Source organism: Granulicella arctica (assembly GCF_025685605.1).
GTDB classification, from domain to species: Bacteria; Acidobacteriota; Terriglobia; order Terriglobales; family Acidobacteriaceae; genus Edaphobacter; species Edaphobacter arcticus.
On record NZ_JAGTUT010000001.1, the window covers coordinates 4,018,231 to 4,035,187 of the forward strand.

General features: G+C 60.1%; 9 protein-coding genes. 2 read left to right on the forward strand and 7 right to left on the reverse strand.

Going from position 1 to position 16,957, the window contains the following annotated elements; genetic code table 11:
• Nucleotides 1-29: 29 nt before the first annotated feature.
• The 6 genes from cobG to nagA all read right to left on the reverse strand — a co-directional run bounded on the left by cobG (nt 30) and on the right by nagA (nt 11,158).
• Entirely contained in the window at nt 30-1,757 is a 1,728-nt protein-coding gene (cobG, locus tag OHL20_RS17095) for a precorrin-3B synthase (RefSeq protein WP_263384390.1), read from the reverse strand.
• Between the two features lie 235 nt (nt 1,758-1,992).
• A complete protein-coding gene (locus OHL20_RS17100; protein ID WP_263384391.1) occupies nt 1,993-3,306 on the reverse strand; it encodes a hypothetical protein in 1,314 nt (437 codons plus the stop codon).
• A gap of 368 nt (nt 3,307-3,674) precedes the next feature.
• Nucleotides 3,675-4,349 (reverse strand): phosphate signaling complex protein PhoU, encoded by a 675-nt coding sequence (gene phoU, locus OHL20_RS17105; protein WP_263384392.1) that lies wholly within the window; start codon nt 4,347-4,349, stop codon nt 3,675-3,677.
• Nucleotides 4,350-4,419: 70 nt separating this feature from the next.
• Nucleotides 4,420-8,556: a sodium:solute symporter family transporter gene (locus tag OHL20_RS17110; RefSeq protein ID WP_317890964.1), complete on the reverse strand. Its 4,137-nt coding sequence runs from the start codon at nt 8,554-8,556 to the stop codon at nt 4,420-4,422.
• Nucleotides 8,557-8,718: 162 nt separating this feature from the next.
• Nucleotides 8,719-10,026: an Hsp70 family protein gene (locus tag OHL20_RS17115; protein ID WP_263384393.1), complete on the reverse strand. Its 1,308-nt coding sequence runs from the start codon at nt 10,024-10,026 to the stop codon at nt 8,719-8,721.
• 7 nt (nt 10,027-10,033) lie between these two features.
• Nucleotides 10,034-11,158 carry an N-acetylglucosamine-6-phosphate deacetylase gene (gene nagA, locus OHL20_RS17120; protein ID WP_263384394.1) on the reverse strand — a complete coding sequence of 375 codons (1,125 nt, stop codon included), beginning with the start codon at nt 11,156-11,158 and terminating at the stop codon, nt 10,034-10,036.
• Between the two features lie 164 nt (nt 11,159-11,322).
• Between nagA and OHL20_RS17125 the strand changes: the two genes are divergently transcribed.
• On the forward strand, nt 11,323-12,150 hold the full coding sequence (locus OHL20_RS17125; protein WP_263384395.1) for an alpha/beta fold hydrolase: 828 nt from the start codon (nt 11,323-11,325) through the stop codon (nt 12,148-12,150).
• Nucleotides 12,151-12,735: 585 nt separating this feature from the next.
• Here OHL20_RS17125 and OHL20_RS17130 read toward each other — a convergent pair.
• Nucleotides 12,736-14,802 carry a beta-N-acetylhexosaminidase gene (locus tag OHL20_RS17130; protein WP_263384396.1) on the reverse strand — a complete coding sequence of 689 codons (2,067 nt, stop codon included), beginning with the start codon at nt 14,800-14,802 and terminating at the stop codon, nt 12,736-12,738.
• A 241-nt stretch (nt 14,803-15,043) separates the two neighbouring features.
• On the opposite strand from OHL20_RS17130, the gene OHL20_RS17135 reads away from it, so the two are divergent.
• Nucleotides 15,044-16,906 carry a DUF2059 domain-containing protein gene (locus tag OHL20_RS17135; RefSeq protein ID WP_263384397.1) on the forward strand — a complete coding sequence of 621 codons (1,863 nt, stop codon included), beginning with the start codon at nt 15,044-15,046 and terminating at the stop codon, nt 16,904-16,906.
• The last annotated feature ends 51 nt before the right edge of the window (nt 16,907-16,957 follow it).

The window sequence follows — 16,957 nt, forward strand, 5'->3', positions numbered from 1 at the left end:
AAGCAGTAAGCTCTCGCCCCTTAGGCCCATTAGGCGTCGACTGCGTGGCCACCGCCCGCCGGAGCCATGTCGCGCTCCACCGGGGTGATCGGCTCGCCCGCCAGTTGGGTGCGAAGCGTAGCATCGTCCGTTCGGGCGAAGTAGGCGCGAAGATCCTCTTCCGGAGCGCGCTGGGCGAGATAGCCGCGCAGCATCCGCTCAATCGCAGCGGGCACGTCCTCGGCAGCAGCACGATAACCGAGGGGGCGTGCTGCGCCGGCGTACTTGCCGACGGCTCCGCCCACGCAGAAGTAGAAAGCATCCGTGATGACGCCGTTATGCTTGAGCTTCTTGCCCTCGAGGCCGATGTCGGCGATCCAGTGCTGGCCACAGGAGTTGGTGCAGCCAGTGACGTGGAGCTTGATCTGCTGATCGAACCCCGGAAGACGGTCTTCCATCTCGGAGACGAGCCACTTGCTGAATGCCTTCGTCTCCGCAATGGCGAGCTTACAGAATTCGGTGCCGGTGCACGCGATGGCTCCGCGCCAGAAGGGAGAGACCTCCACGTGGAGGTCGATCTGCTTGAGCGCTTCGATCAGAGCGATCGTCTTGTCATTAGGAACGTTGACGATGAGGATGTTCTGCATGATCGTGGTCCGGAGTTCGCCAGACCCGTACTCGTCGGCAAGGTCGGCAAGCTGTTCAAGCTGCTCGCCGGTAAGACGGCCGCGGAGCACGGAGGCTCCAACGGAGGAGAGTCCATCCTGCCGCTGCCGGGTCACGCCGATGTGGTCACGGTAGATATCGTCCGGGATGATGTCCTGATCGGCCGGGCTGGGGTCCAGCCTGTAGCCGAGCTTCTCTTCAAGTGCGGCGAGGAAGGATTCAGCGGTCCAGCCATGACGCATGAAGAGATATTTCAGCCGGGCGCGCGTGCGGTTCTCGCGCAACTCCTGCTGCTCCCGGAAGATCTCAGCCGTCGCCGTGGTGACGGCGAGAGCCTGGTCCTGCCGGATAAACGCAGGGATCCGGACGGCCATGTGAGGCTCGGTCGAGAGGCCGCCGCCGACGCGGAGGGTGTAGCCGACTTCGTCGCCACGCTTGATCGCCGTGAGACCAACGTCGTTAATCTCCGGATAGGAGCACCAGAGAGGGCACCCGGTCACGGAGACCTTGAACTTGCGGGGAAGGTTGTAGAAGGCCGGGTTCGCGGTGAGATGGTGCGCAATCTCGACGGCGAGGGGACTTGCGTCGACGAGTTCGTGTCCGTCGATACCAGCGAGGGGGCAGCCGGTGACGTTGCGGACGACATCGCCGCAGGCGCCTTTGGGGGAGAGGCCGATCTCGGTGAGCTGGTCGATGACGTCAACAAGCGACTCGATCGTCAGCCAATGGAGCTGAATGTTTTGACGGGTGGTGATGTCCGAGAGGTTACGGGCGTGCTTGCGGGTGATGCCGCCGATGACGCGAAGCTGGTGCGAGGTAAGGATGCCATTCGGCAGTCCGATGCGCATCATGAAATATTCGGTGGCCTTACCCTCGCCGCCTACGCCGCCAGTGGCTCCAATGCCGTCGCCCTGTGTGTAGACACCCCACCACTTAAAGTAGAGGCCCGTCCACTCGGGCAATACGGAGTCGCGGCCCTCGCGGGCGAACTGGCGGACCTCGTCCCAGGCATCCCACGGATTCTTGGCGAGTTTGAGGCGTTCGGAACGCTGGGCCTTGGTTTCCTTGACTACTTTGGCGGGCACTTCCGGGCTGGCGGCTGCTTCAGACATGGAGCTGGTTCCTTGAGGTACGGGACTTGAGGAGACAGAAAAGCCCACTCGAGAGTGGGCTGCTGGTGGAGTGGGATTCCTGTGGCCGGGGCTTATTGCGTCCGGGCAGAGTCGCCATACCACTGCAGCGCCGTTGTACGGCAACAGAGACGACAGGGTAGAGCGCGTTCGAGACCAGCAACAATCATCTACTTCAGGCTACGCGGCTGGGTGAGACCCGTCAAGGAATGGTGGCCTAGTCGTCGGCTGCCATCAGCAGGGACTGCCTTTCCTCGGGCACTTTATTGACGGAGGCAATCTTGTCCTCCTGCTCATCAATCGCCGCCTGGACGCGGGTGATCGACTTGCGGAGGTAGTGGCGATTCTTGTGCTCCTGTGTCTGGAGGTCCATGCTCCAGCCCTGGGAGATCGTTCGCAGGTTGACGACGCGTTGAAACTGGGCACTGGCAGCAAGCGCCATGAGGGTGAAGTTGACCGAGGTTTCAGTGCTCGCGCCGGTGCCAAGACCAAGGGCGAGGTTCGAGGCGAGCGTAATCGAGGTAGGTCCGAAGAGGCTCGCGCTGATCCCTGCGTTGAACGTCGCCCCTGCACCGATGGAGACGTTCGCGGTGCCGGAGGCGGAGCAGAGCTCCTCCCCCTCGTAGAGCATGGAGCACTTACCGGTGGCGGAGGCCTGGATGCCCGCGAACGCTCCAGCGGCGACCGAGGCGGCGAGTGTTGTGGCGGAGATATTGAGTGAGGCAGAGGCATTGGCGCTGGCCCCGGCGAAGAAAGTGCCGTTACCTTCGAGCTTTGCGCCGAGCGGCCCGATGGTCCACGTGGAATCTGCAGTCACCTCGAAGTTCATACCGCAGGCGAGAGCGACAGCAGCGTTCGCCTGCACGCCAGCCTTCGTGAGAGAGGCTTTGACCGAGCCATTACCCCACCCGCCCGCCTTGAGTTCGCTTTCCAACTTCGAGATGCCCTGTAAGTAGGTGCGATCGAACTCGAAGGCAATAGAGGCCTTACCCTTCATGCCGGCGAGGAAGTCGAACTGGGCGTTGAGGCTGCTGTTCGAGAGGGAACTGGAGTGGGTGAGCTCGGCGGTGCGGCGAATCTCATGCTCCGTGATGTACTCCGTCCGGTTGAGAGCGCCTGGAAGCACCGCTTCAACCGTGCTCTTGAGGAGTTCGAAAAACGCCGGACCTTCCTGGGCCTTACCCTCCTGATCCCATTGGTTGAGCTTGTAGAGGACGTCCTGAAGGTCGGACTTGCGGTCCTCCATCATCTCCACGGCATCCTGACGCGCGATCTTGCGGGTGCCTGCTTTCGCGTTCATCTTCGTGGTCTGCGCCTCGACCAGCGTCTGCGGCCAGGGAGTGCGATAGATCGTGGCGTAGAGCGATCGAATCTCCTGCTTATTCGCGTCTGCGGCGACGACATAATACTGAGCGACCTTGGAATCCCGGGTTCCCTTGCTGAAGGTCCAACCCTTCCAAAGGGTGAACTTTTTGGTGAGGTACTCGTTGACAGCTTTACCGCGGCCATTAATCAGCAGGTCACTATTCACGCCACCGCCTTGTGATCGGATTCTTGAACTGGAGTAACCCTAGAAGTCGAGGTTACTAAAGTCAAGGCAGCTTCGTTGAATATTCGACGTCGCGGAATCAGGATCGGGGCGCAGACAAACAGAGACGGGGTCATACGGATTGAAGCAAAATGACGCTGCCGTACATCAAAATTCCATGAAAACGAACACTTCAAAATCCGAGGACAACGCCGGGAAGAGGAGTCCAGAGGAGCCAACACCTCTCCTCTTTTACTTCATGCTCGGGTTTATCATCGTGTCGCTTGCGGTATTCCTTGTGCTCAGCCCTGTGCACCTTGGATCAAGGAGTGGTGAGGCAGCCACCCCCGCTGCCCAGCACTGATGACGATCTAATCAGCCTCGGCGAGAGACATCTTGTGCCGTACGTCCGAGCCGCGAATCCAGAAGATGACATCTTCGGCGATGTTGGTAGCATGATCGGCTGCGCGTTCTAAATTGCGCGAGATGATGATGGCGTTGAGGCTCTGCTCGCTGACATGCGGATGCTGCTGCATCACCTCGACCAGTTCGGCCTGAACGGTTCGGTTGATCGCGTCGACCTCATCGTCAAGCGTGAGGACGGACTCAGCCAGCTTCGCATCGGCCTCTAGCAGAGCCTGGATGGCGCTGCGGATCATCACGCCGACTTTTTCACCCATGTTGGCGATGTCGATCGGAAGCGAGATCTGCGGTCGATCGTGGAGCATCTCGGCGCGCTGCGCGATGTTCGTCGCCTGGTCGCCAATGCGTTCGAGGTCGCCGTTGATCTTGATCACGGAGAGGATGAAGCGCAGGTCGATCGCCATGGGCTGCTCTTTGGCAAGAAGATCGTAGGCCATCTCGTCGACAGAGCGCTCGGCGGAGTTGATGGCCGCTTCTATTTCGCGGACGTGGCTGCAGAGACCGAGGTCCCCATTGAGATAGGCTTCGAGTGCGAACTCCAGGGCCTGCTGCGAGAGAGCGGCCATGGCGAGGAGTTTGTCTTTGAGAGCGACGAGCTGTTGCTGAAAGTTGATGCGGGGCACGGCGTCTCCTCTTGCTCTATTGTGACGCAGTTGGACCGGGGAACATGAACGGGAAGTTACAAGGGTTCCCTTAATGGTACAGGAGATAGGGCTGGCGGCGCTGGCGAAAGGCTGCGAGACTGTCGGCCCAGGCGGCGGCGATGCTCCGTGGGTCCTGCCCGGCCTGTAGACCCTGCATGGTAGAGGCACTGCCAATAATGGTGTTAGCCCTGGCAAGGTTGAACTTCTCTGGATAGAGATGATTGACCGCAGAGAGAAGTTCGAGGCCCAACGTAGAGACCTGCAGGAGGGCACGGTCCGTCGTCGTGAGGTGAACGGCTGGAATGGTCTGGCCGTGGTACGGATAGTGATTGCTGTCCTCGGCGATGGTGATGGTTGTAGCGGTGAAGCTCACGCCGGGGAAGTTGCGAGCTTTCAAATAGGTGACCAGCTCGGCAGCGTTGATGTACGGAGCACCGATCTGCTCAAACGGTGTCGCCATGCCACGGCCCACGGAGAGGTTGGTGCTCTCGAGGAACGACACCCCGGGATAGATGACGGCGGCGGCTTCGCTGCGGAGGTTTGGGCTTGGGCTCACCCAGGGCAGGCCTGTCTGGTCGTAGTACTGAGCACGGCTCCAATGCTGCATGGGGATGACGGTAAGGTTGGCATTGAGGTGCTTCTCGCCATTGACGTAGCGGGCGAGTTCGCCAAGGGTGAGGCCATGCAGAGCCGGAACCTGCATGTAGTTGAGGTAGATGCCCGGTGTGGGCGGGTCGGAGACGGGGCCCTGCACCTTGTCGTCGCCGATAAGGGTAGGACGGTCGAGGACGATCAGTTCCAAAGGATGACCTGCCGCCTTCTCGGCCGCGGCAGCTTCAACGAAGTACGCCGCCACGGTCTCATAGGTGTAGTAGCGAACACCCGCGTCCTGCAGGTCGATGACGACGGCGTCCAGACCCTTCAGGTCGTCATGTTTGGGACGGCGATCCGCCTCGTGCGCTCCATAGAGCGTGCGGATGGGAAGATGGCTGGCAGCGTCAGTCTCCTGGCCGATGGTCATCGAATCTTTGAGACCGGAGATGCCATGCTCGGGAGAGAAGAGCGTGGTAAGTTCGATGGGCGCGGGAGCATGGAGGAGGACGTCGATGGTGCGCTGGCCGTGCGCATCAAGGCCGGACTGGTTCGTGAGCAGACCCAGTTTCAAGTGGCCACCGTGACGTGCGGCGAGGTCAGTGAGGGCCGTGAAGTGGCTCGATTCGAGGACGTCGATGCCGGTGAGGGTTTGTTCATGTGTAGACGGCGCGAAGGTTGAGACCCCAGTTGCCTTATTTAGTCCGAGAGCAATGGCGGCAGCGGTGGCTACCTGGCCGCGCAGGGCGCTGATCGAGCCTGCGCCGCGAGGGTGGTTCGCGTTCGCGAGGAGAACAACATAGGTGTCGCTGGCTGGATCCATCCAGAGCGAGGTGCCGGTGAAGCCAGTGTGACCGAAGCTGCCGATGGGGAAGATGGCTCCGCGTGGGCGGGAGTAGGCGGTGTTGATGTCCCAGCCGAAGCCACGCGTAGCGATGCCCTTGGTGGGAACGCCGTCAGGGGTGAAGACGGTGACGCCTGACTCAGCCGTGCTGGGTTGCTCGGGCGTGGTCATCAGCTTGAGCGTGGCCTGGCTGACTGGAAAGGGGCCGGTGTTGCGGGTCAGCTTATCGAGCAGCGCCTGGGCGTAAAGGCCGATGTCGGAGGCGGTCGAGAAGACGCCAGCCTGCCCGGCGACTCCGCCCATGCGACGTGTCGTCGGGTCGTGGACGGTGCCGCGCAGCAGGTGATCGAAGTCGGGGTTGGCGGCAGGATCGGCCTTCAACTCGTCATCATGGGCCGTAGGCGCGGTGTTGGGGATGATGTGGATCGGCGTCCATGTGCCTGCGAAGCACTTCAGGCGGATGGCGTCGCCATTGATGGTGGGCGAGATCTCGGTCGCTGCGCCGAAGACGATGCGTGGTCCGCAGGTCTTGTCGAACGGATGGTAGCTGGTCGAGAGCATGCCAAGCGGCAGGAAGATGTGCTCTGTAGCGTACGCGTCGAGGGTCTGGCCCGACAGCTTTTCGACCAGCGCGCCGAGGGTGATGTAGTTGATGTCGGAGTAGACGAAGCGGGTCCCGGGTGGGCTGTCAAGGGGTGATGCAAGGGCGCGGCGGATGCCTTCTGCCTTGTCCGGTGCGGCCAGTCCCCACGGGTCCTTGAGGTCCACATCAGGCGGCAGTCCGGAGTAGTGGGTCAGCAACTCGCGAATCGTCACGCTCTGTTTGCCATTGGCTGCAAAGGCCGGAAGATACTTCGCTACGGGATCGTCAAAGCTGAGCTTATGTGCCTCGTACAGTTGCATGATCGCCGTGGCGGTTGATAGGCATTTTGAAAGCGAGGCCATGTCGAAGAGCGTGTCTTCCGTCATGGGTTCGGCGGTAAGTTCGCCGTGTACCCCGGGCTCTCCGGCGACCTTGCGATTACCGTAGGCCTGCTTGAAGACGACGCTGTTGTTATGGCCAATCTCGACCACAGCTCCAGGTAATTTTTTGGCGGCTATAGCTTCGTTCAGGAGAGTAGTGATGGGGGTGAAGTCCGGAGCGGGGGATTGAGCTTCAAGACGCACGTTCCCAGCTGGAATCACAGAAAGAAGGGCAAGCACAACGACTGCCGCTACAGGCCTGCGGGGAGCGCGGAAGATAAGGCTGGCAAGCGAGCCGACGGCGAAGGTAATAAGGGCTCCAAGGAAGACATACCAGGTGAAGGCAATGTGCGGAATGGTGATCGGGCCGAGCGTCATGGGAAAGCTGCCCTGCCAGAGATACAGGTTGAAAGCGAATCCTACGATCATGCCGCAGATTGCTCCTTTCTCAGTCACAAATTTCGTGAGGGTACCAAGCAGGAAGACACCAAGCAGCGCTCCGTAGGCTACCGAGGCAATGGAAAGGGCGATCTCAACAACATGGCCCTTGCCCCCCGCGTGGACGCTATAGACCGCGATGGCGAAGAGAATGAACGCCCAGACAACGGTCGAGGCCTTGGAGATGAGCGTCCGTTGGCGCTCGTCCGTCGCGGACTCCGGAGAAGGCTGCAACTCCAGCCCCCGCTTCCCACGCCGCTTCCAGGGGAGATAGAAATCGACAACCGTCGCCGATGAAAGCGAGTTGAGCGCAGCGGACAGGTTAGACATGGCGGCAGCCAGGATTGCGGCGATCAGCAGTCCGGCGGTCCCGATAGGCATCTCGGCGACGATGAAGGTCGGAAAAATGCGGTCGGCTGAGGCGAAGGTCTGCGGATGAAGGCCGTAGAAGACATACAGGCCAGCCCCAATCAGTAGGAACAGGGTGAACTGGAAGAAGATCACCACGCCTGAGGAGAGTAGCGCCAGGCGGGACTCGCGGAGGTTCTTGGCGGCAAGCATCCGCTGGACCATTAGCTGATCGGTGCCGTGACTGGCCATCGTGAGGAAGGTTCCGCCGAGAGCCCCGGCCCAGAAGGTATAGGACTGGGTGAGGTTGAGGGCGAAGTTGAAGAGATGGAACTTGCCCGCGGCCCCGGCGACCTCGTGGATGTGCTGCCAACCCCCGGGGACATGGGTGCCAAGGCTGATAATCGCGACGAGTGTTCCGCCCACATAGATAGCCATCTGGACGACATCGGTCCAGATGACGGCGGCCATGCCTCCCTCGAAGGTATAGAGGAGGGTTAAAGCCGAAATGATGGCGATCGAAAGTACGTCGCGTGTGCCGATGGCGATGCCCACAACGATCGAGACAGCGAAGACCCGAACGCCCTCTGCCGCCGCCCGCGTCAGGAGAAATAGTCCAGCAGTGACCTTATGAAGCGTGTGGCCAAATCGTTGGTAGATCAGTTGATAAGCCGTAAGCATGCGGCCCTCGAAGTAGCGCGGCAGAAAGAGCGCGGCCACCACGATGCGGCCGATCATGTATCCCAACACGACTTGCAGGAAGCCGAAGTTCCCGGCAAACGCTACACCTGGAATCGAGATGATCGTAAGGGTGCTCGTCTCGGCGGAGACGATCGAGAGTGCGATCGCCCACCAGGGTATCGCGTTGTCGGCGAGGAAATAGTTGCGAAGAGACTTATCCTTGCCGGACTTACGGAAGCGAAGCCCGAAGAGCGTGATGCCGATCAGGTACACGACAATGAGACCGAGGTCGAAGGTATGGAGGCGGGGCGGGATCGTCAATCGTTCTCTCCGGCGTGTGGTTGAGTCATGATAGCGGGTTCTTCTCCCGGGAGGCTCTCGTATCAGGCTGCATATGAAGACCTCGGTGCTGTTGGGATCGACCTACCCTAAGCCATTCCTTCTCCATGTCAACCTGGAGATCGGCGCGGAATGCCCGGTGAGCTACGAAACCTCAGCGGCTCGGAGGGCCAGGCCCTGGGCAACGGAGGTGAACTCATTGCCAGTCAGGACCCGTGCCGGGCTAAAGCGGCTCTCAAAGATGCGGCGAACTGCAGGGACGAAGCTGGTGCCGCCGGTGAGGAAGACACGATCGACCTTGCTCGGATCCACGTGACTCGAGGCGAGGAGGGTATCGACGCAGTCCTCGATTGAGGCAAGTTCGTCTTCGATCCAGCTCTCAAAGTCGGTTCGCTCAACCTCAGCGACGATGTCCATGCTTCCATCGCGAAAGCGGAAGGTAGCCGTTTCGTTATGAGAGAGCTCAACCTTGAGGCGCTGCACAGCCTGGTGGAGTTGGTAGCCGAGGTCCTCATCGATCAGCGTGATCAGCGCGGCAATCTTCTCCGGCTCCTGCGCACGAAGGCGCGCCGACTTGAGAATCTCGGTGACATTGCGCGTCTTCAGGAACGAGAGATAGTGCCACCGCTCAAGGTTCGCGTAGATCCACGCGGGCGCGGCAGGAATGATGTTGGCGGGCCGGTCAGCCGCCTGCGCAAAAGTGCGCTCGAAGCTGTTTGAGCCGAGGGCGGGGGAGACCAGCTTCCGGACAATGCGCGCGTCGAACGCATCACCAGCGAGACCGAGGCCGGAGTTGCCAAGGATGGTGCGCTTGCGTCCAAGGCTCGATGGCCCCACCTCCAGCAGGGAGAAGTCACTTGTGCCGCCGCCGAAGTCGCCAATGAGGATGAGTTCGTCCTTGGCCAGCGTGGATTCATAGGCATAAGCGGCCGCGAGCGGTTCAAGCTCAAAGGTGACCTCTTCAAAACCGGCCTGGGTGAAGGCAGCGCGAAGACGATCGGTAGCGAAAGTATCATCTTCCGCGGTCTCGGCCCCTACAAAACGAACGGGCCTGCCAACAGTCGCACTGCGGATCGGCTGGCCAAGATGCTCCTCGGCGCGGAGGCGCAGGTCCGTGAGGATGCGCGAGACGAGATCTTCAATGGCATAGCGCTTGCCGAAGACCTCGGTCCCGGTGAGCGAACGGCTGGGCAAATACGACTTCAGCGACTGGATCAGGCGCCCCTTTGCCTCGGCCTCGATGTAGTGCTCGATGGCGGCTGGTCCCGTAAAGCTTTTCACGCCGGTGCGCCCTGCCTGTCGAAGCTGCTCAAGATACAGAACGGAGCGAAAAGAGTGCGTCGTGCCGGTGAGCGTCGGAAAGGAGACAAGGTCGACCGTACTCGATCCAGTCGCGATGGCGACCGAGCTGTTGGTCGTACCGAAGTCAATGCCGATCGAAGGTGGGCGCACGGTCAGGTTAGACGACCCGCCGGCCGTTGAGTATCGTCGCGTGCAGCGTTCCGTCCGGGTTATAGCGGTTGAAGTTCGCAGGCTGACCGGGAGCAATGGCCATCTGGGCTTCGAGGCCCAGCATACGAGCCGGATTCGTCGAAGCCAGGTCAGTCACCTCCGCAAAAGCTGCACCGGTGAAGCTCGCGAAGTTTGCGACAGCACGGTCCATGGTCAGGACCGACCCGGCGAGGACACCATTCGCCATGCAGCGACCATCCGCGACCTCGACCTCGAAGCCGCCCAGCATGTAGGTGCCGTCCGGCATGCCGGTGGCAGACATACCATCCGTGACGAGGATCGCGCGGCTCGCACCCTTGGCCTTGTAAAAGAGGCGGACAAGCTCGGGCGCGACGTGGATGCCATCGCAGATCAGCTCGGCAAAGAGTGTGGGATCGTCAAGGACAACGCCAAGAATGCCGGGCTCGCGATGATCGAGCGGGCGCATGGCGTTGAAGGTATGGGTCGCCGAAGTAGCTCCTGCTGCGATGGCCGCATGCGTCTCGGCGGCAGTTGCGTTCGAGTGGCCGAGGCTCACCTTCACGCCCTTTGCAGTAGCGTGGCGGATAAGGTCGAGAGCCCCGGGAATCTCCGGCGCAAGAGTAATAAGGCGTATCGTTCCGCGGGCGGCCTGCTGAAAACGGTCGAACAGTTCGATAGTGGGCGGAACGATGTGCTCGGGCGGATGGACGCCGCGCTTTGCATGCGAGACGAAAGGGCCTTCGAGGTGGATGCCAAGGGGCGTTGCACCTTCGTGGCTGGGTAATTCAACTTGGGTGGCGATGCCTTCGAGGGCACGTAGTGTGGCGTCGATACCAGCGGTCACAGTGGTTGCGAGATAGTGACCGACGCCTCGAGCGGCCAGAAAGCTGCCAATGCGAGCGAACGCTTCCGGTGTCCCTTCCATCACATCGTGGTTGACCGCACCGTGGATGTGAATGTCGAAGAAGGTCGGGGTGAGGATCGTGTCGTCGGTGCTCGCGGCTGCCGATTCGACCGACTGAATGCGGCCATCATCGTCGAGAGTGATGACAGGATTGATCCAGGTTTGTGCCTGGGTGTGCAGACGCGCGGCGGTGATCGTTTGAGGCATCAACTCAAGTGTAAGGGAAGCCGGTTATGTCGACGGGAAGCTCCAACGTTTGCTGGCCTTAAACGTTCGTTCACGAGGCAAAAGTAGTGTGCTGCCGAATGCCTGCAGAGGAGCAATCGAGGGACAAAGACCTGCATCAGAACGTCGTGAAAGAGAGGTTGTGCATGCCCTATATACAGGCGAAGGACGGAACAGAGCTCTACTACTATGACTGGGGAACGGGTACGCCGGTCGTTTTGATTCACGGCTGGCCGCTGACCTCGGCAAGTTGGGAGTACCAGGCGCGTGTACTGGCCGAGAACGGCCATCGTGTCATTGCGTATGACCGGCGCGGGTTTGGGCGAAGCGGATGGCCATTCAGCGGATACGACTACAACACCCTGGCGGCTGATCTCAGCACCCTCATGGAGACCCTCGATCTGCACGATGCCGCGCTGGTCGGCTTCTCGATGGGCGGAGGTGAGGTCGCGCGCTATCTCGGAACGTACGGTTCCGCGCGCGTGTCTAAAGCAGTACTGATCTCAGCTGTAACCCCCTACCTCCTGAAGACGGACAGCAATCCGGAGGGCGTCGACGCCAGCGTCTTCGAGGACATCATCGAAAATCTGAAGAAGGATCGCGCGGTGTTTCTCGATCAGTTCATTCCAAAGTTCTACGGCCGTACGCTGATCCACCATACGGTCTCAGAACCGCTCATCGAGTTCACGAAGTCGATGGCCCTGACGGCCTCACCCAAGGCGACGATCGATCTCGTCAAAGCGTGGAGCGGAACGGACTTCCGCAACGATCTCGCAACAATCACCATCCCTACACTGGTGATCCACGGCACCGGCGACTCGACGGTCCCGATTGATGTAGCCGGAAGGCGAGCAGCCGCGATGATCAAAGGTGCAACCCTGCTGGAGTATGACGGAGAGCCTCACGGGCTGACCGCGACCGTACCCGATCGGCTCAATGCGGACCTGTTACGCTTTCTGGCTCGTCAGGGCTAAGCGGAGAGGGTCAGCAGATACGTCCAGGGTATCTGCTGACCGGACCGTTGGTACGCGCCACATTCTTGCTTGGTTACGCTTCTCGTCTGGCTGGGGCCGCAGGTGTTTGGGTTGCCGGGCCTCTTCGAGCGCCACGTTTGATATGGATACTTTCATTGGTCAGACCCGTCTCGGTGCGATGGATCCGTTCAATCTTAAGCAGCTTCTCTGCGAGGGCGAGTTGGTCCGTACTTTGATTGTGAGCAGGATCAACTGCCTCACTCAGACCGGACGTTAGCTGATTCCTAAGGTGGCCGTCACGAAATAGAGTTTGCAAGCGAAGTGCTTCGGGAATGCAATTCTGCATAATACCTCCGGGCCCAAAACTTCAGAAGTAGATGTTTCTGACAAAACGTCGGGAGTGAAGCAATGCATGAATCAGAAGGTCGTTCGCTATCTACTAAGTTGGACAGCATAGAGCGGCTATAAAGTTGCCGCATTTGCAGACTTTAGTTTGAACCGAAGTTATTAGCAAGATAGTTTTGCTGGTAAACCAATTACCCCCAGATCTGATTATTGACGTAATCAACTATGAAATCGATTTCCTTACCGTGCGACAGCCGGAATGCCAAGATCAGCGGCAGCGGGAATGTTCTGACTATTGCTCCATTGACGCTGTGCAGCACGTACTTTATCGATTCTCTGCAGCCAGAGTTGAATCGTAATGTCGTACCGTTCCAGATTGTTGCGAAGAAAGTAGGGACGGTTACTTTTTAGCCACGCGGCCTCGTAGAGATCGCGAATAAGCGAGTAACCGTTGCGCAAGTCCTGCAGCTTGCCGTTGACGGCGTTGATATTACCTAGTTCGCGTCCTACGTCCGCCCGGTCATCCTTATTCTTCGAACCTTGCAGGGCATAGGCATGCGCGTAGCTGGCGGCGATCTCATCTGAAATCTGGAACTTGAGCCCAATCAGATCCATGCGGCGCGCACCCAGATCGAGGGCGTCGAGCGCATCCTGCTCGCGCAGGTTCGGGTTGGCATTGCGAGCTTCAGCGACGAGGGTTATGGCACGTTCTGCATGCAGCCGGATCTCAGGGAGGAGCGACCGGATCTGCCCCGCCTCGCGTTGACCATCAAAGGACCAGGGATCGATCCAGAAGACGAGGTCGGAGCCATCGGTCTTGAGCGGAGAGTCATGCAGAAGCTGGTGAGCGACCATCAGTTCCTTCTGCGCTGCGTCGATCTTGCCCGTAGCGTCGCCGTGAAAGACCTCGCCATAGCTGGCCTGAAAGCCGGGAATGGACGCCTCGCCCTTGTGCCATGCCGCCTCAGCCCCGAAGAGGATGCCGTACCAGTTGTTGTTAGCGAGCGCCTCACCGTCGTCGTCCCAGATGGTGTTGAGCGCACCGGTTATCCCAAGCTGCTGACCCTGCGCGGTAAACTGCTGAATATTAGCAAAAGCGTTGTTCCAGTTCGGGTAGACGCGCGACCAGTTATTGATGCCGGTCCCGACCCAGGTCTCCATCCCTGCGTTGGTGAAGGGCGTGATGAAGCGGGCAAACCCTTTAGGCTGTGGGTTGTACTCCCACGAGACCGCGATGGTGGCCTGCTTGAACGAGGCGGGAAGCTGCTTGACCAGGTCAGGATCGTGCATAGCGATATCGCCCCAGAAGAGCAGCTTTCGGTGCAACGGCTGAAGGTCGGCAACGATCTTCTGCATGGTATCGAGGTAGACCTTGCCGAGGCCATCCCGATCCACCGCAGCCTTGGTCTGCCCCTTGCCCAACTCCACAGTCTCGTCCGCTCCGAGATGCAGAAACGGGCCGGGATACACGGCGGCAAGCTCGGTGAACATGTCATGGGTCAGCTTCATGGCCTCGGGCTGGCTGGGCGCGAGAACCTGTCCGTGTGGGGTCTCCGAGAGCGGAGCATACTGCTCCCAGTTCAGCAGGTAGTGAAGGTGCCCAAACGCCTCCTGCTCGGGGATGATGGTGACGTGATAGTGAGCGGCGTACGCGACGAGTTCGCGCGCCTGCGCCTGGGTGACGGTGCCACCGGGCGGCCCCATCAGGGGGTGACCGATGTACTGCATCGTGTGTTCGAAGTAGGGCGAATAGATGTTGACCTTGTAGGCGGCCAGGACACGAATCTGCTTCTTCTGAAAGTCGAGCGTGGGGACGGGGCCGCGGGAGAGGTCGTCGTCGAGGCCGCGATAGCGAAGGGCGGGCCAGTCGCGGATGGCGGCTGTATGCAGAACCGCCTGCGAGCCGGAGCCTTCGATCAGCTGCTTGACGGTCTGCGCGCCGTAGAAGACACCTTCTGCGGTAGCAGCGGCAACCGTCAGGGTGCTTCCTGCGGCGGAGATGGTGTAGCCCTCGGGCTTCATCTCAGCGGTAAAGTTTGCCGGGGTGCGGCGGGTCAGTTCGATGGAGAAGCCGCCGGAGGTGCCAATGCCGCGCTGCTTCAGGGTGTCGGCGAGGTCGTCAGCAGCGAACTGGTCATCGGCGTCGCAGGAGGCGCAGAGGATGCGAACGCCTCGCGTGAGCGGCTGGTCGGCCTGCACGCGAACCTCGCGGGGCATAGGGATCAGCTTGAGACTTTGACCGGACATGGATGCAGCGGTGAGAACGAGAATGCCGACGAGGGAAACACCTGAGCGATGACGAAGCATGATTCACGGTAAATGACAGCAGGTCAGAAAGGAATGCCGGGGACGGGACGCATCCGATGCGCCGTCGGATTCAGTCGGCAAACCGAACTGTTAACTTCCCGTGAATCTTCTCGAAATTCGCACTCTGTTAATGGCCTCCTGCAACGATCAGTCTCAAAGAGCAAGGGAAAGCGGGCGATTCAGGCGAACTGCCTGAGCCTCGCAGGTGTGTGTCCCTTGCCTTCTTATCTTGAGAGGTTCCATGACGAAGCAATTGAAGGCAGCCGTGGCAATGATGCTGATCGTAGGATCGACATCGTTCCCGGCGCAGACGACCGCAAGTGCGCCAAAGACAGCAAAGACGCATAAACGCGTCGTGAAGAAGGCAGTCGAGTCTGCAACAGAGCGCCAGATCCGAGAGCTCCGGGAGCAGATGCAGAACCAGCAGGCACAGATCGACGCATTGAAGCAGATGAACGCGGATAAGGATGCGAAGCTCGCTTCGGCAGCACAGGACGCGCAGGCAGCAAATACAGCAGCCGCGACGGCCACGGCCCAGGTACAGAGTGTTAGCTCGAGCGTCCAGGCAAACAGCGACCAGGTAACGGCGCTCAACTCCACCGTCAGCGATCTGAAGGCTTCGAACTCCGGCCTGGCACAGACCATCAGCGACACCAAGAAGGATCTCACCGACAAGATCGAATCGCCGCTTGCCCTGCACTACAAGGGTGTGACGATTACACCAGTTGCCTTCTTCGCCCTCGAAAGCGTCTTCCGCACACGTTCGATGAACTCGGACATCAACACGCCGTTCAACGCCACACCGTACCAGGGTGCAGGCGAGGCGCACACGAGCGAGTTCAACTTCTCCGGTCGTCAGAGCCGCATCGGCGCCCTGTTCACAGGCAATGCCGGTGCATTCCGGTTGAACGGCTACGTCGAAGCTGACTTCCTGTCGGCTGGTGCCTCGAGCAACGAGAACCAGAGCAACAGCTACACGCTGCGTCAGCGCCAGATCTTCGGTCAGGCCGCGACAGAAAAGGGCTTCACAGTCACCGGCGGTCAGATGTGGTCGCTCGTAACGGAGACCAAGGTCGGCACGGACAACCGTACGGAGAATCTGCCGATGACGGTCGATCCTCAGTACCATGTCGGTTTCAGCTGGGCTCGTCAGCCAGCACTCCGCCTCCAGCAGAAGATCGGTGGCCTGACGGCTGCTGTCTCCCTCGAAGAGGCGCAGACGATCTACTCTGCTTCCAACCAGAACGCCAACTTCTTCCTCGGTGGCGGCGGCGCGGGCGGCGGTCTTCTCAATCTCACGGCGAACTATACGAACGATATCGCTCCTGATGTCATCGTGAAGTTTGCTTACGACACGAAGCGTTATGGCCACTACGAAGTCGGCGGCCTGACGCGCTTCTTCCGCGATCGTTACTACCCGAACCAGACGCTGACGGTTCCGTCGGCAGCTGGTGGGTTGAACGACACAAAGGTTGGCGGCGGCTTCATCGCAAACGCCCGCTTCCCGGTAACGAAGTATGCAGATATCGGCATCCACACGCTCGGCGGTACAGGCGTCGGTCGCTACGGTACCTCGACGCTGCCTGACGTAACCGTCCACCCGGATGGCACGCTGGCTCCAATCAAGGCATACCAGGGACTCTTCTCGGTCGAGCTACATCCCATGAAGAAGCTTGATGTCTTCGGTTACGCCGGTGGTGAGTATGCACAGCGCACGGTATACCTCAGCACGGTTGGCGCAGATGCCGGCAAGCTGGTCGGCTACGCTCCTCTCTCCGGTTCGAACGCTGGTTGCAACACGGAGACCCTGCCGACGAGCACAGGCAACGGTCTCGCCGGCGCGGCTCCCTACAACCCGGGAACTCCGGCTAACTGCGCAGGCGTAACGCGCGCAGTGATCGCTGGAACCGCCGGATTCACCTACCGGGTCTACAGCAGCCCACGCTACGGCCGCCTGCAGTACCAGGGCGTCTACACCTACCTGACGCGTGAGGCATGGTCTGGTTTGACGAGCGGAACCTTCGGCTCGGCAACCGCAACCTACGGCTCACCAAAGGCCACCAACAACATGATCTTTACCGGCATGCGTTACTACATCCCGTAAACAGATCCTGCTTGACCAGAGGGGCATCCATCACGGGTGCCCCTTTTCCTT